This window comes from Chitinophaga pendula (assembly GCF_020386615.1).
GTDB classification, from domain to species: domain Bacteria; phylum Bacteroidota; class Bacteroidia; order Chitinophagales; family Chitinophagaceae; genus Chitinophaga; species Chitinophaga pendula.
Genome location: NZ_CP077769.1, coordinates 5,593,148 through 5,615,299, shown reverse-complemented (window position 1 = coordinate 5,615,299; position 22,152 = coordinate 5,593,148). Strand labels below are relative to the sequence as shown.

The window sequence follows — 22,152 nt, the reverse complement described above, 5'->3', positions numbered from 1 at the left end:
AGCGTCTTAAAATAGTATTAAACTAATTTTCTCGGCTATGAATAACCAATATATAAGCTATCTTTGTTAGCTGAACTTTTAAAATTGAGAAAATGACTGCTGTTTTTGTAAAATCTCCACTTTTACTGTTCCAGGATCTGGGTATGACAGAACTGCTTTTGATAGCTTTAGTAGTGTTGCTGCTGTTCGGTGGTAGAAAAATTCCTGAACTGATGCGTGGGTTAGGTAAAGGTATCCGCGAATTCAACGATGCCAAAAACAACGTGCGCCAGGAAATTGAAGATGGTATCAAAGAGCGCCCAGCCGCCACAGATACTCAGAAAAACGCCTAAGTAGCAGCGTACCAGCTGCCGGTGGATGAAAACAAAGAATAGAAGGAGAGGCCTGTTAAATGATAGACCTGATCTTCCTATGTCCACCTCAAAACATAAAAATTAGTAAAAGGGGAGCCATTCCCCTTTATTTTTATTCTGAAATTAACCGAATTAGGGCCCTTGTCAGCATTCAGTAGCATCACAGGTCTGCACAAAGCACTATACGCCGGCAGCATCACCTGCACAGAGATAGTACAGCACTACCTGGACCGCATCGCGGCATCCAGACAGCTGAACGCATACCTCGAAGTATACGAAGATGAAGCCCTGACCCGTGCCGCCAGCCTCGATGCCCGCATCAAAGCCGGCGAACAACTGGGCCCGCTGGGCGGTGTAGTAATAGGCATCAAAGACGTTATTTGCTACAAAGGACATGCCGTTAGCGCAGCATCAAATATGCTCAAAGGATTCATCTCCCTCTACTCCGCTACCGCAGTAGAAAGACTCCTGGACGCCGACGCTATTATAATAGGTAACCTCAACTGCGACGAGTTCGCTATGGGCTCCACCAACGAAAACTCCGCTTACGGTCCCGTCCTCAACGCACTGGACGAAAGTAGAGTACCGGGTGGATCTTCCGGTGGCTCCGCAGTAGCCGTACAAGCAGATCTCTGCCTCCTCAGCCTGGGTAGCGATACCGGCGGCTCCGTACGGCAACCAGCCGATTTTTGCGGCATCGTAGGCCTTAAACCTACGTACGGCAGAATATCCCGGCACGGACTTATCGCCTACGCGTCATCTTTTGATCAGATAGGCATTTTTGGCAAGAATATTGCAGATGTTGCGGCTGTTCTACAAGTGATCGCAGGCCCTGATGAATATGATAGCACCGCCTCCACAAGAGAAGTGCCAACATATATCACCGGCTTACACAATAAAACCCTTAAATTAGCGTATTTAAGGGATGCCGTTCACCACAATGGCCTGGATCCCGAAATGAAAGCGGGATATCTAAATTTCTTTGAAGAGCTGGAGGCCGCTGGCCACTCCATCACCGCAGCGGATTTCGAATACCTCGACTACATAGTCCCGGCATATTATGTCCTGACTACCGCCGAGGCCTCCTCCAATTTATCCCGTTACGACGGCGTTAAATACGGACACAGAACCGCACAAAACCATCTCGATCTGGCTGATTTCTACAAGAAAAGCCGCTCAGAAGGATTCGGACTGGAAGTGAAACGACGCATATTGCTGGGAAGTTTTGTATTAAGCGCAGGCTATTACGATGCCTACTATACAAAAGCACAACAGGTAAGAAGACTGGTAGTAGATAAATTAACAGGAATACTGTCACAATACGATGCAATAGTAATGCCAACTGTTCCATCCACAGCATTTAAGATAGGAGAAAAGACCAACGATCCAATAGCGATGTACCTGGCCGATATCTATACCGTATTGGCCAATCTGGCAGGTATGCCAGCAATATCAGTACCGCTGAACAGGCACTCGAACGGAATGCCTTATGGTGTACAGATCATCACAAAGAAGTTTGATGAAGCAGGCTTGTTGAACACCGCACAACAAATAATGCAACTGAAACAGGTTGATATGCAAGCATAACAACTTGTTTTTTTATAAAAAACAATATGTGTATGAGGAAAATCTTTTTACTAGTGCTGTTGCCCGCGTTGGGAATAGGAAGTGTGAACGCGGCCACAGGCAATAGCAATCCTAAAGGGATCCCAACTTCACCACGACAGGAAATGTCCGATACATCCATCCTGGTGCATAAAGTGAAGTTACCCAAGGACACTACTGTTAGGGCTTCCGCTACCTCCATAGCGGTAAAGAAGGCCGCTGAAAGCCTTCCTTCTAGCATCCGCAGTGCAAAAGTCTATGAGCAGATCAATAACAACATCGTAGCCGGTTACGTAAGCAACTACGCCACCCGCTATAGCCAACATCTGCAATTAATGGTCTCCAGAGGAGAACCCTACTTCGTAATGATCGAAAAGATCTTCCGCGAACATGGTATCCCGGAAGAAATGAAATACCTGGCCGTTATCGAATCCAGCTTCAACACCAGCGCACGCTCCAGAGTAGGCGCCGTAGGAACCTGGCAATTCATGTCCGGTACAGCCAGGATCTTCGGCCTCAGCGTAGGTAGAAAAGTAGACGAACGCAAAGACTTCTACAAATCCACCATCGCCGCCGCCAAATACCTCAACGAATTGTATGACCGCTTCGGCGATTGGCTGCTCGTAGTAGCCGCATACAACTGCGGACCCGGTGGCGTTCTCAAAGCCATGAAAGTAAGCGGCCGCGAAGACTTCTGGGGTATGCAGTATTTCCTGCCCACAGAATCCCGCAACCACGTATACAAATTCGTCGCTACCGGTTATATCCTCGACAGATTCAACAACTTCTTCGGTGTAGGCGCCGCTGAAAATGCCGCTATGGCCATCGCCACAGAAGCTCCTAAAGCAGCTCTCACAGAAGATGAAATATACAGCACCGTAGAATTTAATATCAGCGGTAAGTATAAACTGGAAGCAATCGCTAAGAAACTGGACATGGAAGTGGCCGCACTCGACCACCTCAACCCAGGCTTCGCCAAAACAATGTCCGGCCCGGACAATAGCTATGATTTGCGGATACCACAGGAGAAGATGAAACTCTTCATGGCACAGAAAGAAGAAATACTGAAAGAGTCACTACAAATGACCCTCGACGACAAAGCCGTAGCAGCAGATAAATCTAAGTTCCCCCCACCAGCCAAACGTCCGGCTGTTAGCGAGAACACAAAGAAAACTACCGCTACCCACAGCCATAAGAGCAAGAAAACAACAAAGCATACCACTGCTGCCAGAAAAAAACGTAGCACGTCTGCTAAAAAGAAATAGGCAACGATCTGACAAATTTCAATAAGTGTCTGGGGCCGGCAGAAAAGGATACTCTCCTTTTATGTCGGCCCTGGTTTTTTTACCCCTCAAGATAAAAACACCAGCGTACGGGAACGAACATAAACATATCAAAATCGGACAATAGATCAGTAAGAAAGGAACGTAAAAGATTGATTATTAATATTAAATAATTTGGCACCCCCTTCGCTAACAAGAGCATATAAAGCAATGACCTATGTTCAGAAAATATTTGAACCAAATAAAGAAAAGTAAGGCTAAAACCCATATCAGCCTGGCCATATTAATAGCCACCATAGCTACCCTTACCACCCTGGGCACACAAAACGCTCAAGCCTATAGGGTGGCCGCCAGAAAAGAAGCCTGCACCGGCAGCAGCCATACATGGAATTCCGCTATCCCCGGGCATTTTGCCGTTATATGGCTCTCCCACATATTCGAAAAAACAGTCGACTACCTCTTCCGGGAAGGAAAAATAACATCCGGCTGCGCAGAAGACAAACAACCACCCGCATTCCCGTATCCGAATGCCATTAAAACAATCTCAAATAATTACCAGGCAGCTAATTCACTATAAAGAAGAACGGCTATGACTCATCTGCGCACTACCCAAGCGATCCACCAGATCCAGTAATGGCCCCGTCATAAAGGTAGTAGCTATTGCCATCAACACCAATATAGCAAAGATCTCAGGAGACAATATCCCCAGATCATAACCAATGTTCAGTACAATTAACTCCATCAACCCCCGCGTATTCATCAAAGCTCCAATAGCAAGCGCATCCGTCCAGTTTTGACCTACCAGCTTGGCCGTAATAGTACTGCCTCCTAACTTACCACCCACCGCTACCAGCATCACCAGCCCGAAAACAGTCCACAAATGCCCCTGGGATAATAATCCGATATGCGTCCTTAAACCAGTAAAAGCAAAAAAGATCGGTAACAACACCAACACACTGATGTCCTCCACCTTATCAGTCAACTTATGTTTGATCTCTACCTTATCAGGCATAATCACCCCGGCCAGGAATGCACCAAAAAGAGCATGTATACCTATGATCTCCGCGACACAGGCAGATGCCAGCAACACCAGGAAAATCAGCGAAATAACTGCCTTATCTCCTCCCTTGGCACTTAAACGCTGCTCCGTACGCTGTAACCATGGCTTCACCCATTTTATCATCGCCACCACAAATACCAGCGCCAATACAATCGTCACCGCCGCACTCCACAAACCACTGGCCTTTACAATCGCTACTACTACCGCCAGGATACACCAGGCCGTCACATCATCCGCCGCCGCACAGGTAATAGCCAGGATTCCCAATGGCGTACCTCCCAGCTTCCGCTCCTGCACAATACGCGCAAGCACCGGAAACGCCGTAATGCTCATCGCAATACCCATGAACAGCGAAAAAGATAAAAAGCTGACATTAGCCGGCGCAAACCGGTTGAATAAGAAATAAGAAAGCGTAATGCCCAGGAAAAATGGAAACACAATACTGACATGACTGATCATAATAGCATCATGCGCCTTCGTCTTCACCTGATGCGTATCCAACTCCATCCCGATCACAAACATGAAAAAGGTAAGCCCTATCTGACTCAGGAACTGTAACGAACTAAGCCCTTGCGACGGAAATAAAAAAGCGAATACATCCGGCGCCAGCCAGCCAAGTAAAGAAGGCCCCAAACAAATACCCGCCACCACTTCACCTACCACCGCCGGTTGACGTATAGTACCCGCCAGCCAACTGAAAAAGCGGGAGGCCAGCATGATCACGATTACCTGTATCAATAAAATACTAAGGGGATGTTTTACATTATCGAATAACTGACGCCAATTGAAAGAACCTCCCAAAAGAGTGGCATGGGATGGCGGCACTAACGCCTTAAAAGGCAAATGCTGCCCTTCCCTGATAATCCACCAGCTTAATCCGCCAAATACACCAATGATCAACAGGTACAGTAGTATTCTTCTATTCATAAGCAAACTTAATCAGTCGAAAAAATAGACAAAATATCCGGCAAAATTAAAATATCAAATTGTTACACCACCAACCACTTCTGCCATCCCGAATAATTTTTAGTGTGATATGACCCTTTTTTATTATTTTCGGGAACGTTCCCGGAATGAAAGAATGACCCGGATCATATCGTTACCCGATCGTCCAATCAACCAGTAAGCAACTGCCAATACAGTTATCACAACTATTAAATAGACCCACGTATGAAATGTAATCTCTACTCACATTATCTAAAGAGAGGCCTTTGCATATTAAGCCTCCTGACGGCAGCGGCGACCACCACCCGCGCCCAGAACGATGTCATGATGCAGGCCTTTTACTGGAATGTCCCCGTAAACGAAGCCGCCAAAAATGGCACCTGGTGGGATAACCTCCGCGGTAAAGCCGCAGAACTCAAATCAGCAGGCATCACCGGTATATGGGTACCCGCCCCCTCAAAAGGAAATTGGGGGATCACCGACATGGGATACGGCGTGTATGATCACTACGACCTGGGCAACTACCTGCAGAAAGGCTCCACCGAAACCCGCTTCGGCAGCAAACAGGAACTGGTCAATATGTTGAATGAAATGCATATCGCACCCCGCATAGACGTCTACGCCGATATCATCCTCAACCACGTCTATTCCGGAGATGAAAATGAAGAAGTTAACCCCGCCGTAAAAGCATATGTATTCGGCGAAGCACACAATGGCGCTAACACCGCCTTCCCTACCAATGAGGTGAAATGGGTAATCCCCAACGCACAACCCGGAGATTACTACATCCAGATCAAAGGATATAACCTCAACTGGGGAGCCGCAGAAAGCGAAAGAGGATACGACGTCAATATCAATTGGACAGGTGCACCAACAGTAGATAACAACTTCTGGGAATTTGAACCAAATAACGGAAATGGTCAAACGAATAACTTCCCGGGCTCCGGACATACCGTTCGCGCACACATCAGCAACACATCCGACATCGATGAGTTCAAAGTGACCGTCACAACAGCTGCCAACATCGTTATTAAACTGACCTCACGCAAAGAACTAAGCAACCCTTTCAAATGGGAATGGGCAGACCAAACCAATGGCTATTATCCAGTAGCAATTTGGTACAATACCGCTAACCTCGCCAGCACCACCCTGCAAGCAAGAACAAATACCGGCATCACCTATGTTAATCACACCGGAACAGGAGAACAAAACTACTCCTGGAACTACAGCCATTTTCATCCGTCCGATGCAAATGACTGGTTAGGTGGCCCAGGAAGCGATGAGATCATTACCAATACCAAGTTCTTCGGAAATGATTTTAATACCTTCAATACCACCGTACAATCCCGCCTGAAAACCTGGGGAGCATGGCTGGCCAGCACAATTGGCTTTGACGGTTTCCGCCTCGATTTTGTAAGAGGATACCAGGAGACATTCGCTGCCGATTGGATCAAGAACCTGCCCAAACTGAATAATAAACAACGTTTCATCGTAGGAGAATACTGGGGCTCCGGTTTCAGGATCAAAAACTGGGTAAATACCCTGAAAACAAATGGTGCCGTAGCAACAGGTTTTGACTTCCCGCTGAAGTCCACACTCACAGACATGTGTAATGGCACAGAGTCCAGCTATAATATGGCCTGGCTGAATAACGCAGGCCTCATACGCACCTCCGATGGTAATAACCTGCCAGATTCCTCCGTAGTAACCTTTGTCGACAATCATGACACCGGAAAAGAACACGATAAATGGGTCACCAAAGATTTTAGAATGGCATACGCCTACATGCTTACCCACCAGGGACGCCCTTGTATATTCTATCCGCATTACTATGGTGTTAAGCAGGAAGATGCCGCAAATGCAGCAGTATCAGTAACAGCCCCCGCTTCCCTTCGTACAGATATTAACACGTTGATCTATATACGTAAAACATACCTCGGCGGCGGACTGTCCGTATTGAGCCAAAGCGGCAATCCCGTACCTTCCGGTGATACCTATAATGTATACATTGCCCGCAGACAAGGCAACGGTACCAAAGGTGGCGGTATCGTTGTATTGAATAACCATGGCACCAATACAAAAGGGCTATGGATAGACTCCTCACCGGCCGGATATGAGAACCTCGCAGGAAAGAAACTGGTGAACGCCGCCAATGGCCAGGATACCGTGACCGTACAGGCGGATGGCCGCGTATTCCTGTCAGCTCCCGCCAGAGGATACAGAGTATATGTGAAAGCTACAGACTATGTAAATCCGCAAGCCCTGATGGTCAGCGCACAACCGGTAGAAGTAATGAATAAGGTAATGAACGATACCTATATCAAGGAGGGTGTTAGTATCTTCCCTAACCCAACCACCACCAGGGCTGATATCAACTTCCAGCTGAATAAACCTGCCGCCGTATCAGTGGCCATATTCGATATGTCTGGTAAAGAGATCACTACCTTGTATCGTGGTAACCGCGAAGCAGGAAGAGTAACCTTGAACTGGAACTGCTCCGCAGCACCCGCTGGCACCTATATCTGCCTGATTAAAGCAGACCAGGCCACCTTCAGGAAAATGATTATGGTAAGCAAGTAATAGCCTTATAAAAGTCACAAATGCAACAGCGGCTGTCCATCTGGATAGCCGCTGTTGCTTATCACTGCCGTATTCAATATCCCATTAGCAAGTTGACTTTATATCAACTGATCGAAGAATTGCCCGATTGCCCAGATGAACTATAGCATAGCCATAATGCCCGAAATGTTCATCAGACTTAGTTGTTAATCCTTCAATAATGGCGAAGACCGAAAAGATTAACATACCGGTTCCAAGTATAAAACATAATAAAATCAATAACTCAAAAAATTGTAACCATACCTGCTGAAAAGAAGATTGGCCCTAAAAGCTATAAACATTCCCATTATAATGTTTGCATAACCATAGTGATGTTCCATTCAGGAGAAGATGGAGCAGGTAGCAAATGATTTGTATTGGTTGATTACAATGGCCACAAATATGTGGTCAATCGTATGGTGACAGTTGCCATACCTCATTGTATTAGTAAGCTATAGCAGGGATAACTGATGTTAATGGTAAAGCAGATCGTATGTTGATTTTATAATTAATTGCCTGGCTGGGAATTTTTACAAAAGAAAAGACATGCTCAGTAGGTTATTTATCAGCGAGAATCCGGGAAAACTCGAAAGATAGGCAGCAGATAAGCCTTTGCTCCCATATGAGGTTAGAAAGATCTTATAATTTTTGCGGCGCTCTGTTGTAATAGAACTTCTCACTTTCTATAAGTCCGCCGTGCCAATGTTGTACAGATACCTGTGTCCGCTTACTTGATTTCGTCGTTTCCTTATTGGTGATTGTCATCTCCCATTCACTGAAAACTACATTTCTCTTTTCATCAATTGCCTGGTCTATCAGTATGCTGTGGATATCGAACATGTCAAGCAGCATTTTCTCGTATTCCATACAGGCATCTTTTCCTTTTCTTGGACCATCCTCATTTTCCTGCATCTGTACATCATGTGCATAGAATAACTCCATTGCCTTTAGCGTTTCATTGTTGGTAATAAGGTCATTCAGTGCACGTACGTTCTCTGGTAATGTAGTCATAGCGGAAAGTTACGATGAATAAGTGAATGAAAACGGCGACATTACCGGATTTCTGATGTAACAGATGGTAGATAGTGAAACAGCGGATGTAAACGCCAGTATCTTACTGACAGATACCGGGTTTCCAACTGGTTCCCGAACTCTTCCTCTCCATCACCCAACTGGCGCATGAAGTACCACAAAACAAAAACGGCAACAATACTTTCGTATCGTTGCCGTCTTCTTTCGTACCGCGTACGGGAATCGAACCCGTGATTCCTCCGTGAAAGGGAGGCGTCTTGACCCCTTGACCAACGCGGCGAATAAAATTTCGCCTGGAGCTCCGTTTGAATATTTCGATTTGAAAGGTTTTCTCCTTTGTACCGCGTACGGGAATCGAACCCGTGATTCCTCCGTGAAAGGGAGGCGTCTTGACCCCTTGACCAACGCGGCGGTTGTTTATTGGGATTGCAAAGGTAATACCTGTTTCCGTAATTCCAAAAAAAATTTACTTAACGCAAAATTCTATTGAAAAATAACACTATCGTGTGTAAATTCGCTACTCAATTTTTATCATCTCAAATCACAGTGTAAAATGGGTACTACTCTTAAAATTGGTATTAATGGTTTCGGTCGTATCGGCCGTTTGGTTTACCGCCAGATCTATAAAATGCCTGGAATCGATGTGGTGGCAATCAACGACCTGACCAGCCCCAAAGTTTTGGCACATCTGTTAAAGTACGATTCTGCCCAGGGTAGATTTGATGCCGAGGTTACACATACTGAAAATTCTATCTCTGTAAGTGGAGAAGAAGTTAAAATATACGCTCAAAAAGATCCTTCCCAGATTCCCTGGAAAGAACACGAAATCGACGTGGTGATCGAATGTACCGGCTTCTTTACCGACAAAGATAAAGCCGCCGCTCACATCACCGCTGGCGCTAAACGCGTAGTAATCTCCGCTCCGGCTACCGGCGACCTGAAAACCATCGTTTTCAATGTCAACCACGAAATCCTCGATGGTAGCGAAACAGTTATCTCCTGCGCTTCCTGCACCACTAACTGTCTCGCCCCAATGGCTAAAGTACTGAACGACAAATTCGGTATCGTTTCCGGCCTCATGACAACCATCCACGCATACACGAACGACCAGAATACCCTGGATGCTCCTCATGCTAAAGGTGACCTCCGCCGTGCCCGCGCCGCAGCCGCCAACATCGTGCCTAACAGCACAGGCGCCGCTAAAGCAATCGGCCTCGTTCTGCCAGATCTGAAAGGTAAACTCGATGGTAGCGCACAACGCGTTCCAACCATCACCGGCTCCCTCACAGAACTGACCTCCGTACTGAGCAAAAAAGTATCCGTAGAAGAAATCAACGCCGCTATGAAAGAAGCCGCTAACGAATCCTTCGGATACACAGAAGATGAAATCGTAAGCAGCGACATCATCGGTAGCCACTTCGGATCCCTGTTCGATGGTACACAAACCCGCGTACAAACAACCGGAGACCTCCAACTGGTAAAAACAGTTTCCTGGTACGATAACGAAATGAGCTACGTATCCCAGCTGGTACGTACCGTTAAATATTTCGCCGGCCTGATCAGCAAATAATGGCTGCCGCCAAGAAAAGGTGAAATGTGAAGACCGGTCTACCATTATATCGGTCCTCATATTTCACCTTTCGCTTTTAATCGCCTACCTACCTTTCACTTATCTCAAGCAATTACAATGAGCAAGTTCTCCAACTATAACTTTAAAGATAAAAAAGCCCTGATAAGGGTAGATTTCAACGTACCACTCAACGATGCATTCGACATCACCGACGATAATCGTATGCGCGCTGCCGTACCCACCATCAAAAAGATCCTCCAGGATGGCGGTGCCGTAATCCTCATGTCACACCTCGGAAGACCTAAAGATGGCCCTACCGACAAATACTCCCTCAAACACCTGGTAAATCACCTGGTAAAACTGCTCGACGGCGCCACCGTTAAATTCGCAGAAGACTGTATCGGCGAAGTAGCCGAAAAAGCAGCCGCCAACCTCCAAATGGGCGAAGTACTCCTCCTCGAAAACCTCCGCTTCCACAAACAGGAAGAGAAAGGGGAGGAAGCATTCGCAGAAGCCCTGTCCAAACTGGGAGATGTATACGTAAACGATGCATTCGGTACCGCCCACCGCGCACATGCCTCCACAGCCGTAATCGCTAAATTCTTCCCAGTAAACGAACGTATGTTCGGCCTGCTGATGGAAGCAGAAGTGAACAACGCCGAAAAAGTAATGCACAAAGCTGAAAAGCCATTCACTGCCATCCTCGGCGGCGCTAAAGTGAGCGATAAAATACTGATCATAGAAAACCTTATGGAGAGAGCCGACAATATCATCATCGGTGGTGGTATGGCCTACACCTTCCTCAAAGCCCAGGGCAAAGAGATCGGTAACTCCCTCTGTGAAAATGATAAACTGGAACTGGCCAAAGAGCTCCTCGAAAAAGCCAAAGCCAAAGGCGTACAGTTCTTATTACCCGTAGACTCCGTGGCCGCAGATAAATTTGCAGCAGATGCCGCTACCCAGGTAGTGTCAAATGATAACATCCCCGCCGGCTGGATGGGCCTCGATATCGCCGGGAAATCTATCACCCTCTTCGGGGAAGTGATCAGCAATTCTAAAACCATCCTCTGGAATGGCCCCATGGGCGTATTCGAAATGAAAGCCTTCCAGGGTGGCACCAAAGGCGTTGCAGATGCCATCGTAGCTGCTACCGCAAACGGCGCTTTCAGCCTCGTAGGGGGCGGAGACTCCGTAGCCGCCGTAAATCAGTTCGGACTGGCCGACAAAGTAAGCTACGTGTCCACCGGCGGTGGCGCCATGCTCGAATACTTTGAGGGCAAAGAACTGCCAGGTATCGCTGCCGTAAACGCTTAATAATTATATCCATAATATTAACAAGCCCTCCTGTATGTAATATGCAGGAGGGCTTGCTACTTTAGATAGAATAACCCCATATATACAGCCAATAGGAATTTTGTATATTGTATGTTGGGCGCACTGAACGCCGATCGCAGAAAACGTATGAATAAACTATTTAACCATCTCTATTTTCAGGTCGTTATCGCCATCTTCGTGGGTATCATCGCTGGACTCACCATACCGGGCATCGCCGGACCAGCCAAGCTATTGAGCGAAGTCTTTATCAACCTCATTAAAATGCTGATCGCCCCTATCATCTTCCTGACCATCGTCCTGGGTATCGCCCGTATGGGCGATATGAAAAAGGTCGGCAGGGTAGGAGGGAAGGCTATCCTATACTTTGAGATCATATCTACATTGGCCATCGTCATTGGCCTCATCGTCGCCAACGTCATAAAACCAGGACATGGCGTCGCCTTTTCTCATGTAGACGTCTCTAAAGTCGCCAAAATCAAAGAAGATGCCTCACATATAGACTGGTGGCAATTCGTGCTCCACCTCGTACCTTCCAACGCTATAGATGCCTTCGCTAAAGGAGATATCCTGCAGGTACTGGTATTCGCTATCCTGTTCGGATACGGCCTCACCCACATGAAAGATAAAGGACAGGCCCTCCTCCAAACCTTCGACAGACTATCAGAGGTGTTTTTCAACGTACTGAAACTGGTGATGAAATTAGCCCCTCTCGGCGCTTTCGGTGGCATGGCTTATACCATCAGCACGTACGGTGCCGCCGCACTGATACCATTGCTCAAATTGATGCTTTGCGTATATCTCACCATGTTCCTCTTCATTACCCTGGTACTCGGAACTGTCGCCTACATCTATAAATTTAGCCTATGGCACTACCTGAAGTTCATCCGCCATGAAATACTACTGGTACTCGGAACCTCGTCCTCCGAGTCCGCATTACCGGGCATCATGGAACGCCTGGAACAGTATGGCTGCAGCCGCTCTGTCGTAGGACTGGTCATACCCGCCGGCTACTCCTTCAACCTCGATGGTACCAGCATATACCTCTCCATGTCCGTCATCTTCCTGGCCCAGGTATTTAATGTAGACCTGACACTGGAACAACAACTATCCGTTATCGCCATCCTCATGGTCACCTCCAAAGGCGCCGCTGGTATCACCGGCAGTGGCTTTATAGTACTGGCATCTACCTTGTCCATCATCAAAGTAATACCGGTAGAAGGCCTCGCCATCCTCATCGGCGTAGATCGCTTTATGTCGGAAGCAAGAGCGATTACCAACCTGATCGGCAACGGAGTCGCTACCATCGTCGTCGCAAAAAGTGAAGGCGAATTCAATAAACCAGCTTCCCCAAACACATTCACTGACATATAAAATTTAATTCGTTATGAAAACGCTGTTTATCTCACTACTGCTTATGTCCGGAGCAATAGCCGCCACCGCCCAGGATGAAAGCCCCTCCCTGAACAAACAATGGGCCACCGACACCAACACGGTGAAAGTGCCGGAATCAGTATTATTCGACGCTAAACGTAATGTACTGTTCGTCTCCTGCATAGGTATAGGTAGCCCCGACGCAAAAGATGCCAATGGCTATATCGCCCAACTAAGCCCCGATGGCAAAACCATCAACGCTAAATGGGTGACCGGCCTGAATTCTCCCAAAGGGCTCGGCCGCTATAAAAACAAATTGTATGTTGCTGATCAGACCGAACTGGTAGAGATCGACATCGCCAAAGCCGCTATCGTAAAACACTACCCCATCGATAGCAGCCGGTTCCTCAATGACATCACCATCGATGCTAAAGGCATTGTCTATGTCTCCGACTCCCACACCAAAAAAATACATCAGCTGAAAGATGGTAAAATAACCACCATTATAGAAGGCCTCAAAGGCCCTAACGGATTACTGGCAACACCAGATGCCTTTTACATCCTGGATGCCGGCGACGTATGTACCTGGGAAAAAGATGGATCAGTAAAACGCATCCTGAACATAGCTAAAGGAACCGATGGCATAGAAAAAGTAAAAGGCCAGGAATTCATCGTATCCTGCTGGGGTGGCGAAGTCTATTACGTAGACCTGGCCAAACAAACAGCAAAAAAACTGCTGGATACCAAAGCCGAAAAAAGCAATACCGCAGATATCGGATACGATCCCCAAAAGAAGATCGTTTTCATACCCACCTTCTATGCCAGCAGCGTAGTCGCCTACCAACTTAAATAATACTATCAGAAACAATAAACCGTCCCGGGATAAAGCACATTATTGCACTTTATCCTGGGACATTTTTTATATTGCACACTGTACCAGTCAATTATCTTTGTTCCAGATTTTATTCCTTTCTGACTAACTCGCTTTGGAGCGGCGCTGCCTTATAGAATGATTGCAAAATGTGCTCATTACCCATTGCCCTTGTGGAAATACTTTTACAGGTACATTACCACCTTATGCCTGCTACTGAGCACCTGTTGCTATACACATGCCCAGACCTGGCCAGTCACCACCTATAACATCCACTCCTACGCCTTCCGGCACCTGAGTATCAAAGACGGTCTGGCTAGCAATCACGTTTCCGCTATCCTGCAAGATAGAAGAGGCTTTATCTGGATCGCCAATACCGCCCTGCAACGTTATGATGGTAGCAACCTCGTGACCGTCGCCTCCTTCGATCGCGTCCCCGGCTCCATCTATTATGACGACATCTGCCTCTGCGAAGACCGGAAAGGCCGCATCTGGATCGGTGCACCCGACTACGTTAGAGTATACGATCCCGTTACCGCTACACTCCGGGCCATAAAAATGGATATCATCCCCGAAGAACAAAGCAACCTCCGCTGCAGCCGTATCATAGAAGATCATACCGGTACTATCTGGGTCACCACCCATGAAGGCCTCCTGCGACTCGACGAAAACTCCGGCCACCTGCAAAAAGCAGCCATGATACCAGAAGATATCCGCCGCCAGATGAACAGCGCCATCATGGAAGATGAACATGGCAACCTCTGGATCAGTGGCAACAAAGGGATATTCATGCTGGATAAAGATCGCAAAAGCATCTATAGCAAAGCAAACAATCCCGCACGCCATCCCCTGCTGGAAGTAGCCGCCAGCGTAAAAAAAATATACCTGGACAGCCGTCGTAATATCTGGGCCGCCGCCCGCAACGATGTCTTATATGCCTACGACCAGCAAGAAAAACAACTGGATACCTTCCTCTTCCCGGCGCCTCCTAATATGCCGGGAGATAACCAGCTGGAACGCGTCTTCGATATCACCGAAGACATGTATGGTAACATCTGGGTAGCTACCGAATTAAGCGGCATCTATCGCTATGATATCATCAGCCGTAAGTTCGGAAGTAATATCAGAGCCAACAATGCCGACGACCTCGGCCTTCACTACGACTACGAAACCAACTGCTTCCTTAACGACCGCGACGGACACCTCTGGATAGGCACCGATATCGGTATCAACATCCTCAGCGTTCACAATACCATGTTCCAGGTACTGGATCAACGTACCGCTTTCATCGGCACCAAAGAACACCTGCCGCGCGCAGAAGTAACCGGCCTGTTCCAGGCCAGCAATGGCGACATATACGCAGGCTACTGGGGAAAAGGAATGAGCTGGTTCAACGAACAGCTGCAGCTCAAACGTAACTTCCAGTTCACCGGCCGTGAGTCGGCTACCAGCCTGCCAGAAGAACGTAGCCTCGTGTGGAGCTTCGCAGAAACCAAAGATGGCAAAGTACTCGTAGGACAGGAAAATGGACTCCTCTCTGTCTTCGATCCGGCCAAAGGACTATTCACCGTACATCATCACCCCAACAAATTCCACGACCAGACCTTACTCAACATGGACGTCGTCAACGATACACTCGTATGGATAGGCCTCTATAAAAGAGGATTGGTCCGATGGAACCCGCAGAACAATATGTTCACCGCCTATCCCGAACTGATCACCGCCCTACATAGGCCCACATCCGTAATGGATATCATCCCCGCTGGCGATTCCTCACTATGGCTCGCTACCAGCACCTCCGGCCTCATTCTTTTCAATCGCTATACCCACGCCATTACAGATCGTACCACCTTTAAAAATGATTCCTGGAATATATCCAATGTAACCTGCCTCTACCGGTTCGATGATAGCACCCTCGTAGCAGGTACCGATCATGGCCTGTGGATATATAATACCAAAAGGAAACAATACCAGGCGCTAAAAGTAAATGGAAGACTGTTCGACGAATGGGTACTCAGCATACAGTCCAATGGAAAAGATAAACTGTGGTTTACCACCCAATACGGATTCTACCGATTCAATCGCAAAGATTTCCGGCTGGAAACTTTTGTACAGTCAGACGATATCATCGACAACGATCGTAAAGTAAGAAGGTACATCACCAGCCTCAGAAATGGACACCTCCTCGTAGGCGCCTCCGATCACTTTATGGCCTTCGATACCTCCGTATTAATGGTAGCCGCACCTCCGCCCGATGTCACCATATTAAGTATGAAGGCAATGGATAGCACCATCAACATCGATGCCGCTCCCAACGCCTATCGTAATGTATCCTTGAGCTATAAACAGAACTTCATCAGCATCGAATTCAAAAGCCTGCAATACCACCACGAAAAATTGCGCTACTTCTACCAGCTGGAAGGCGTAGACGAAAACTGGGTCAACGCAGAAGGCCTTTTGATAGCCAGGTATACTAACTTACCCCCCGGCAGCTACACCTTTAAAGTAAGAAGTGTCAACTCCGCTGGTACTTTCTCCCAACACATCACCGAAATAAGAATCAATATACGCCCCGCCTTCTGGCAGACAGCCTGGTTCAAATTATTATGTTTCCTGGGTGCTATGGGACTCGCATATCTCTATTTCCGCATGCGCATCTATTATGTGAAGAAAGAAGAAAAGAGAAGAGCCGCCATTCAACAACAAATGGCACAACTGGAAATGAAAGCACTGAGAGCACAGATGAACCCGCACTTCATCTTCAACGCCCTCAACTCCATACAGACCTTCATGATGAAAAGCCAGACCGAAGAAGCATTGGCCTATCTCGGCCGCTTCGCCAGGCTGATAAGGAACGTACTCGATAACTCCTCCCTCAACAGTATCCCCATATCAAAAGAGGTCGATATGCTGGAAAACTATATGGAACTGGAAAAACTACGCTTCACAGATCAATTCGAATACACCATAGAAGTAGACCCCGAACTGGATGCAGACTTCGTAGAAATACCCAGCATGCTCATACAGCCGTTCATCGAAAATGCTATCTGGCACGGACTGCTACACAAAAAAGAAAAAGGAAAACTATTACTCGCATTCCGTAAAATAAATGATCGCATACTATGCATCATTGAAGATAACGGACTGGGAAGAGAACGCTCACAGGCAATAAAACAGATGAGCGGACACACCCACCACTCAAGAGGATTACAAATTACAAGGGATCGCCTGTCTATCTATAACAACCGGTACAACATGGATGCCTCCTTTGATATTCAAGACCTCTACGATGAAAATGGAAATGCACTGGGTACCCGGATCAACTTGTGGTTCCCACTCATAGAAGAATAAAAAAGGCGAAGGCCCGGCTGCATATACAACCGGACCTTCGCCTTTTTTTATTTAATAGCAATCAGGTAAGTCCTATCTCATAATGCCTGTCTGGTATCTCTACATCATGATAACCCTTCTTCACCAGCCAGCTTTTAAATATCTGCTGCACATCATACTCTCCATGTACCAGGAATAATTTTTTTACACCACGGGTATCCTGACAGGATAACCATTGACTCAGATCTTCATAATCTCCGTGAGCACTCATAGACCGGATCACACCTACCGATGCCTTCACCTCGTGACGCGTGCCGTATATAGATACCTCTTTGGCACCTCTCATCAGCCTGCCTCCTAATGACTGAGGCTCGCAATAACCGACAATAAGAATGGTATTGCGCGGCTGATCGATATTGTTGGCAATATGGTGTTTTACACGGCCCGCTTCCGCCATCCCTGAAGCAGAGATTATCACACATGGCTCCTTGCGGAAGTTAAGCGCTTTCGATTCATCAACGCTCCGTATGTAATGCAGACCAGGAAAATCAAAAGGATCACTATCCGTCTCCAGCAGCTTCGAAATGGTTTTGTTAAAACACTCAGGATGACTCTTAACTACCTCCGTTGCCTCCATAGACAAAGGACTGTCTACGAAAATAGGCACCTTAGGTAACCTGCCTTCCAGCTCCGCCTGGTTCAAAGAATATAATAGCTCCTGCGTACGACCTACGCTGAATGCCGGGATGATCAATTTACCTCGCTTGCCAATGCAGGTATCTTGGATATGTTGGATCAGCGCAGCATCAGATGGCGCCGCCTCAGCATGCAACGTACTGCCATAGGTCGACTCCATAATGATGAAATCCGATTGCGGAAAAGGAGCTGGTGAACGTAATATTGCATCCCCATAACGACCGATATCACCGCTGAAAGTAACCTGTTGCGTCTTGCCATTTTCTGTAATCCGCAGATGAACAGCTGCACTGCCGATGATATGTCCCGCATCAGTGAACAATATCTCCACCCCGTCCATAATTTTCGTCCATACCTGGTATTTGATGGCCTTCAGCCGCGTTACCGCCCGTTTTGCATCTTCTACCGTATAAAGCGGCGCAATAGCAGGTAACCCTTCCTTCGCCCGCTTCTTGTTGGTGAACTTGATATCGTCTTCCTGTATCTCGGCAGAGTCCATTAGCAATATCTCTGTAAGATCCCGCGTAGCAGGTGTACAATAAATAGTACCCCGGTAACCCATACCCACCAGCCGCGGTATCAGACCAGAATGGTCAATATGCGCATGCGACAGCAGCATCACGTCCACCTCCGTAGGATCAAATCCAAAATCGTGGTTCAACGCATCCGTTTCCCTGCCCATACCCTGGAACATTCCACAGTCTAGTAGTATCTTCTTGCCGTTCTTTAGTGTGATCAAATGTTTGGAACCCGTAACAGTGCGGGCCGCCCCGTGAAATGCTATCTTCATAGTGGTGTATTATGGAACTGTAATTACGATTTGCTCTTTGCTTTAAAAGACCACGTCACAGCAAACGACGCAATTAATGTGCCGTCTTCCGATTTACCATGACTGTTTACAACGATACTCACCGCTTGCTGCGTAGCAATAGCCGTCGCTATCGCATCACGGATAGCAATACCCTCATCACAGGTAAAGTAAGTACGCCCAACCGCCTTCTTGTGAAAACTTGCCTGCAACCCCGTCACCAGCATAGACACCTGCACCGGCGCACTCTGTATGTAAAGCATCGCCAGCAATCCTGTGCTTAGCTCCGCCGCCATCGCCAGACAAGCAAAATAAGTACTGCGAAAAGGATTCTGAGATAACCACTTGTAAGGCACCGATGTCGTAGCCCCATCCCGCTGCACACGCCGCACACGTACACCGGCAATATACGCCGAAGGCAACTTGCTGAACATAAACAAGGAAAACTTCAACGGATGAGACACCATCCGGAGAAAACGCTCGATCCGGCTCTCAGAAAAATTTGCAGACGAAATAGCAGTAGACATAAGCACTCAATTATTGTTGCGTATAATGTACAGGATCTAAAGCAGTAGGAGACCATTGCTTGAAAAACGCCAGTATCTTCTCCCTATCATAAGAACTGCCGGACTCCAGCAAACCGCTGTTCTGCGTATGCAAACGCGTACCCTTGCCATCCAGTACCACTAACACCGGAAACCCAAACCGCTGCGGGAATCCCAATTGCTTCAATACCGGCAGATTCTGATTCTCTTTACTGTAATTAAGATGATACACCACATAATTGCTGTCCAGGTAACCCTTCAGATTACTATCATCCTCTATAAACTTGTGCAACCGCTTACACCAAATACACCAGTTACCGCCAATCTGTAATAACACATGTTTCTTTTCCTTCGCAGCCTGCTGCGTAGCCTTCTTGATATCCGCCGCCGCATTCGCAGCCGGGTTATAAAGATTAAACGTAGCAGATGTCTGCGCCGCCGCCGTCGCCACAGGCTGCTGTTGTGCATAGGTGGCCGGAATAGCCAGTGTCAAACCTAATACAAGGGTGCCTAAGAACTTCATCTTTAGTCGGTTTTTGATCTGATAATGATAATAATAGCACATCCCTAACCTGTATAGCCGCAGGTTGGAATACCGAATGTAAGTAAATGTGGGGAGAATATATGCCAGCAGCAGACAGAACCGCTAGGATAAATGCAATACGTAAGCATGCGTGTCCCGCTGAGCATTCACCTGCTCACTGCCAGGTGCCGCCGCTACAGGGATGTTTTTAAGCTGCGCATTTAGCATCACAGCATTCGTATTGTCGGATAATTGTAAGGCAATGATATGCCGCACCTGCTCCGCCAGCACCGCATCATAGATCGGAAAACATACCTCAATGCGCCGGTGTAAATTGCGATTCATCCAGTCCGCCGATCCCATAAAGGTCTCCGGCATCCCATTGTTGTGAAAGATAAATATACGCGCATGCTCCAGAAAACGGTCCACAATACGCCTTACACGTATGTTACCACTCTCCGGCTGCTCCGGTTGCAGACAACAGATACTACGAACGATCAGGTCCACCTGCACACCCGCCTGACTGGCAGCATACAGCTTCGCAATCATCTGCTGCTCCTGCAGATTATTCAGCTTGATGATAATATGTGCCGGACGCCCCGCCTTCGCATGCTCAACCTCCCGGTCTATCAACGCACTGAACCGGTCCACCAGGTTGAACTGAGCCACCAACAGATGCCGGAAAGGCAGAAATTGATACGCCAACGGCTGCTCCCTGGTCTGCAGGTAAATGAATAACAACTCCATCTCCTGCGTAATACCACCGTGAGAGGTCAACAACACATGATCCGTATAAAATCTCGCCGTATTCTCATTGAAATTACCCGTAGCCATCAGGCTCAGATAATCATAGTGATAGCCCCGCCTCCGCTTTACAAGCGCAATCTTCGCATGCACCTTCAACCCCGGGATACTATACACGATCTTCACCCCGGCCTCCTTCATTTGCTTAGACCATCGGATGTTATTGGCTTCGTCAAATCGCGCTTTCAATTCCACAAATACTGTCACCTGCTTCCCGTTTTTAGCAGCACTGATAAGTGCATGCGCAATCTGAGAACCTGCCGCAATACGATACAACGTTACATAAATCTCCTGCACATCAGGATCGATCGCCGCTTCATTAAAGAATCGAAGTATATAGTCATAACGCTGATAAGGGATATGCAATAACACATCCCGCTCCAGCACCAGGTCCAGTAAACTGGGCGCCTCATCCAACGCCGTCACCCGGGCCGCCGGCAACGAAGGATACGTCATCCCGATAGTAGATGCCGGCATCGGCAGATCAGCCAGGTCCTTCAGATTGTGATAACGACCGCCTTGTACCATCTCCTGCGGCAACACCTCGAAATAAGCCGCCAGCCATTGCTGCACCGGTAAGGGCATCTTAGCGTCAAATAGAAAACGGGTCGGAATACCCAACTCCCGTTTGGCAATCATCGTCTCCACCTGCTCCAGCACGTCGCCCTTCAATTCATCCATATCCGCTTCCGCATCCCGCGTGATCTTGATACTATAACTCCCGCTGACAGTATACCCCGGAAATACATAAGACAAATAATCCCTGACAATATCATCTAGCAATGCCACATATGTCACGTCATCTTCCGAGGGCAACTTGATAAATCGTGGCAATTGATCACTGGGAATATTCACAACAGCATGTAATAAGCCTTGTGCATCTCCCGGCGCCTGCATACACACCACCAGGTACAACGCATTATTCTCAAGAAAAACACGCTGACCAGGTTGAGATTGCAACCATACCGGATGCAGATAAGCTAACACCCGCGTTAAAAAATACGCCTTCGTAAAAGCATGATGCTTCAGATGTATAGCCTCATTATAGTACAAATGCAATTTCCGCTGCCGTAACTCAGGCAGTAACTGCGTACTCAATATACTACCAAACTCCTGCTGTTGCTGACTGATCATCAACTGTACCTGCGTAAGCGTATCTCTCGTAAGCGTCTCATCGCCGGACGCACTGGCATCCTTGTCCAGCAAACGGTTCACAGCAATTATAGCCGGCATCCTCACCCGGAAGAACTCATCCAGATTGGAAGAAAAGATAGAAAGAAATCGCACCCGCTCAAACAAAGGCACCCGCTCATCACGAGCCATAGTAAGCACCCGGTAATTGAACGAAAGCCAACTGAGATCACGGTTGTATAATGGAATACCTGTAGATGCCATGTGGTCGATAGAATAAGAGAATAGTAGA

16 protein-coding genes and 2 tRNA genes are annotated in these 22,152 nt (G+C 47.4%); 10 read left to right on the top strand and 8 right to left on the bottom strand.

Annotation, left to right across the window (positions count from 1 at the left end):
* Nucleotides 1-92 precede the first annotated feature (92 nt).
* From KTO58_RS20730 to KTO58_RS20715, 4 genes are all read left to right on the top strand, one after another.
* Nucleotides 93-332 (top strand): Sec-independent protein translocase subunit TatA/TatB, encoded by a 240-nt coding sequence (locus KTO58_RS20730; RefSeq protein WP_095837562.1) that lies wholly within the window; start codon nucleotides 93-95, stop codon nucleotides 330-332.
* A 162-nt stretch (nucleotides 333-494) separates the two neighbouring features.
* The gene (gene gatA, locus KTO58_RS20725) at nucleotides 495-1,940 is read left to right on the top strand and encodes an Asp-tRNA(Asn)/Glu-tRNA(Gln) amidotransferase subunit GatA (RefSeq protein WP_095837563.1); all 1,446 of its coding nucleotides are present in this window, start codon (nucleotides 495-497) and stop codon (nucleotides 1,938-1,940) included.
* 32 nt (nucleotides 1,941-1,972) lie between these two features.
* On the top strand, nucleotides 1,973-3,223 hold the full coding sequence (locus KTO58_RS20720) for a lytic transglycosylase domain-containing protein (RefSeq protein ID WP_157752818.1): 1,251 nt from the start codon (nucleotides 1,973-1,975) through the stop codon (nucleotides 3,221-3,223).
* Nucleotides 3,224-3,458: 235 nt separating this feature from the next.
* Nucleotides 3,459-3,818 carry a hypothetical protein gene (locus KTO58_RS20715; RefSeq protein WP_095837565.1) on the top strand — a complete coding sequence of 120 codons (360 nt, stop codon included), beginning with the start codon at nucleotides 3,459-3,461 and terminating at the stop codon, nucleotides 3,816-3,818.
* Here the strand turns inward: KTO58_RS20715 and KTO58_RS20710 are convergent.
* Nucleotides 3,813-5,228 carry a cation:proton antiporter domain-containing protein gene (locus KTO58_RS20710; RefSeq protein ID WP_095837566.1) on the bottom strand — a complete coding sequence of 472 codons (1,416 nt, stop codon included), beginning with the start codon at nucleotides 5,226-5,228 and terminating at the stop codon, nucleotides 3,813-3,815. The two genes, KTO58_RS20715 and KTO58_RS20710, sit on opposite strands and share 6 nt — an antisense overlap.
* Nucleotides 5,229-5,471: 243 nt before the next feature.
* Between KTO58_RS20710 and KTO58_RS20705 the strand changes: the two genes are divergently transcribed.
* On the top strand, nucleotides 5,472-7,826 hold the full coding sequence (locus tag KTO58_RS20705) for a T9SS type A sorting domain-containing protein (RefSeq protein WP_225859853.1): 2,355 nt from the start codon (nucleotides 5,472-5,474) through the stop codon (nucleotides 7,824-7,826).
* A gap of 657 nt (nucleotides 7,827-8,483) precedes the next feature.
* On the opposite strand, the gene KTO58_RS20700 is transcribed toward KTO58_RS20705, so the two are convergent.
* From KTO58_RS20700 to KTO58_RS20690, 3 genes are all read right to left on the bottom strand, one after another.
* On the bottom strand, nucleotides 8,484-8,855 hold the full coding sequence (locus KTO58_RS20700; protein WP_095837568.1) for a nuclear transport factor 2 family protein: 372 nt from the start codon (nucleotides 8,853-8,855) through the stop codon (nucleotides 8,484-8,486).
* A 228-nt stretch (nucleotides 8,856-9,083) separates the two neighbouring features.
* Nucleotides 9,084-9,155, bottom strand: a tRNA-Glu gene (locus tag KTO58_RS20695).
* A gap of 60 nt (nucleotides 9,156-9,215) precedes the next feature.
* A tRNA-Glu gene (locus KTO58_RS20690) sits at nucleotides 9,216-9,287 on the bottom strand.
* A gap of 142 nt (nucleotides 9,288-9,429) precedes the next feature.
* Here KTO58_RS20690 and gap point away from each other — a divergent pair.
* The 5 genes from gap to KTO58_RS20665 all read left to right on the top strand — a co-directional run bounded on the left by gap (nucleotide 9,430) and on the right by KTO58_RS20665 (nucleotide 17,374).
* Nucleotides 9,430-10,446: a type I glyceraldehyde-3-phosphate dehydrogenase gene (gap, locus tag KTO58_RS20685; RefSeq protein ID WP_095837569.1), complete on the top strand. Its 1,017-nt coding sequence runs from the start codon at nucleotides 9,430-9,432 to the stop codon at nucleotides 10,444-10,446.
* 117 nt (nucleotides 10,447-10,563) lie between these two features.
* Entirely contained in the window at nucleotides 10,564-11,760 is a 1,197-nt protein-coding gene (locus KTO58_RS20680) for a phosphoglycerate kinase (RefSeq protein WP_095837570.1), read from the top strand.
* Nucleotides 11,761-11,907: 147 nt separating this feature from the next.
* Nucleotides 11,908-13,152, top strand: coding sequence for a C4-dicarboxylate transporter DctA (gene dctA / locus KTO58_RS20675; protein ID WP_095841466.1), 1,245 nt, complete (start codon nucleotides 11,908-11,910; stop codon nucleotides 13,150-13,152).
* 13 nt (nucleotides 13,153-13,165) lie between these two features.
* Nucleotides 13,166-14,005, top strand: a complete 840-nt coding sequence (locus KTO58_RS20670) for an SMP-30/gluconolactonase/LRE family protein (RefSeq protein ID WP_095837571.1) — start codon at nucleotides 13,166-13,168, stop codon at nucleotides 14,003-14,005.
* Nucleotides 14,006-14,194: 189 nt separating this feature from the next.
* Entirely contained in the window at nucleotides 14,195-17,374 is a 3,180-nt protein-coding gene (locus KTO58_RS20665) for a ligand-binding sensor domain-containing protein (protein ID WP_198315172.1), read from the top strand.
* 61 nt (nucleotides 17,375-17,435) lie between these two features.
* On the opposite strand, the gene KTO58_RS20660 is transcribed toward KTO58_RS20665, so the two are convergent.
* The 4 genes from KTO58_RS20660 to ppk1 all read right to left on the bottom strand — a co-directional run bounded on the left by KTO58_RS20660 (nucleotide 17,436) and on the right by ppk1 (nucleotide 22,124).
* Entirely contained in the window at nucleotides 17,436-18,839 is a 1,404-nt protein-coding gene (locus KTO58_RS20660) for an MBL fold metallo-hydrolase RNA specificity domain-containing protein (protein WP_095837573.1), read from the bottom strand.
* 23 nt (nucleotides 18,840-18,862) lie between these two features.
* Nucleotides 18,863-19,384 carry a DUF4442 domain-containing protein gene (locus KTO58_RS20655; RefSeq protein ID WP_095837574.1) on the bottom strand — a complete coding sequence of 174 codons (522 nt, stop codon included), beginning with the start codon at nucleotides 19,382-19,384 and terminating at the stop codon, nucleotides 18,863-18,865.
* Nucleotides 19,385-19,394: 10 nt separating this feature from the next.
* Nucleotides 19,395-19,925 (bottom strand): thioredoxin family protein, encoded by a 531-nt coding sequence (locus tag KTO58_RS20650; protein ID WP_095837575.1) that lies wholly within the window; start codon nucleotides 19,923-19,925, stop codon nucleotides 19,395-19,397.
* 123 nt (nucleotides 19,926-20,048) lie between these two features.
* Nucleotides 20,049-22,124, bottom strand: a complete 2,076-nt coding sequence (gene ppk1 / locus KTO58_RS20645) for a polyphosphate kinase 1 (protein ID WP_095837576.1) — start codon at nucleotides 22,122-22,124, stop codon at nucleotides 20,049-20,051.
* Between the last annotated feature and the right edge of the window lie 28 nt (nucleotides 22,125-22,152).

Bases quoted from the DNA above. Each gene is read 5' to 3' on its own strand.
- KTO58_RS20730 (WP_095837562.1), top strand. From the start codon at position 93: ATGACTGCTGTTTTTGTAAAATCTCCACTTTTACTGTTCCAGGATCTG.
- KTO58_RS20720 (WP_157752818.1), top strand. From the start codon at position 1,973: ATGAGGAAAATCTTTTTACTAGTGCTGTTGCCCGCGTTGGGAATAGGA.
- KTO58_RS20715 (WP_095837565.1), top strand. From the start codon at position 3,459: ATGTTCAGAAAATATTTGAACCAAATAAAGAAAAGTAAGGCTAAAACC.
- KTO58_RS20710 (WP_095837566.1), bottom strand. From the start codon at position 5,228: ATGAATAGAAGAATACTACTGTACCTGTTGATCATTGGTGTATTTGGC.
- KTO58_RS20705 (WP_225859853.1), top strand. From the start codon at position 5,472: ATGAAATGTAATCTCTACTCACATTATCTAAAGAGAGGCCTTTGCATA.
- KTO58_RS20700 (WP_095837568.1), bottom strand. From the start codon at position 8,855: ATGACTACATTACCAGAGAACGTACGTGCACTGAATGACCTTATTACC.
- gap (WP_095837569.1), top strand. From the start codon at position 9,430: ATGGGTACTACTCTTAAAATTGGTATTAATGGTTTCGGTCGTATCGGC.
- KTO58_RS20680 (WP_095837570.1), top strand. From the start codon at position 10,564: ATGAGCAAGTTCTCCAACTATAACTTTAAAGATAAAAAAGCCCTGATA.
- dctA (WP_095841466.1), top strand. From the start codon at position 11,908: ATGAATAAACTATTTAACCATCTCTATTTTCAGGTCGTTATCGCCATC.
- KTO58_RS20670 (WP_095837571.1), top strand. From the start codon at position 13,166: ATGAAAACGCTGTTTATCTCACTACTGCTTATGTCCGGAGCAATAGCC.
- KTO58_RS20660 (WP_095837573.1), bottom strand. From the start codon at position 18,839: ATGAAGATAGCATTTCACGGGGCGGCCCGCACTGTTACGGGTTCCAAA.
- KTO58_RS20655 (WP_095837574.1), bottom strand. From the start codon at position 19,384: ATGTCTACTGCTATTTCGTCTGCAAATTTTTCTGAGAGCCGGATCGAG.
- KTO58_RS20650 (WP_095837575.1), bottom strand. From the start codon at position 19,925: ATGAAGTTCTTAGGCACCCTTGTATTAGGTTTGACACTGGCTATTCCG.
- ppk1 (WP_095837576.1), bottom strand. From the start codon at position 22,124: ATGGCATCTACAGGTATTCCATTATACAACCGTGATCTCAGTTGGCTT.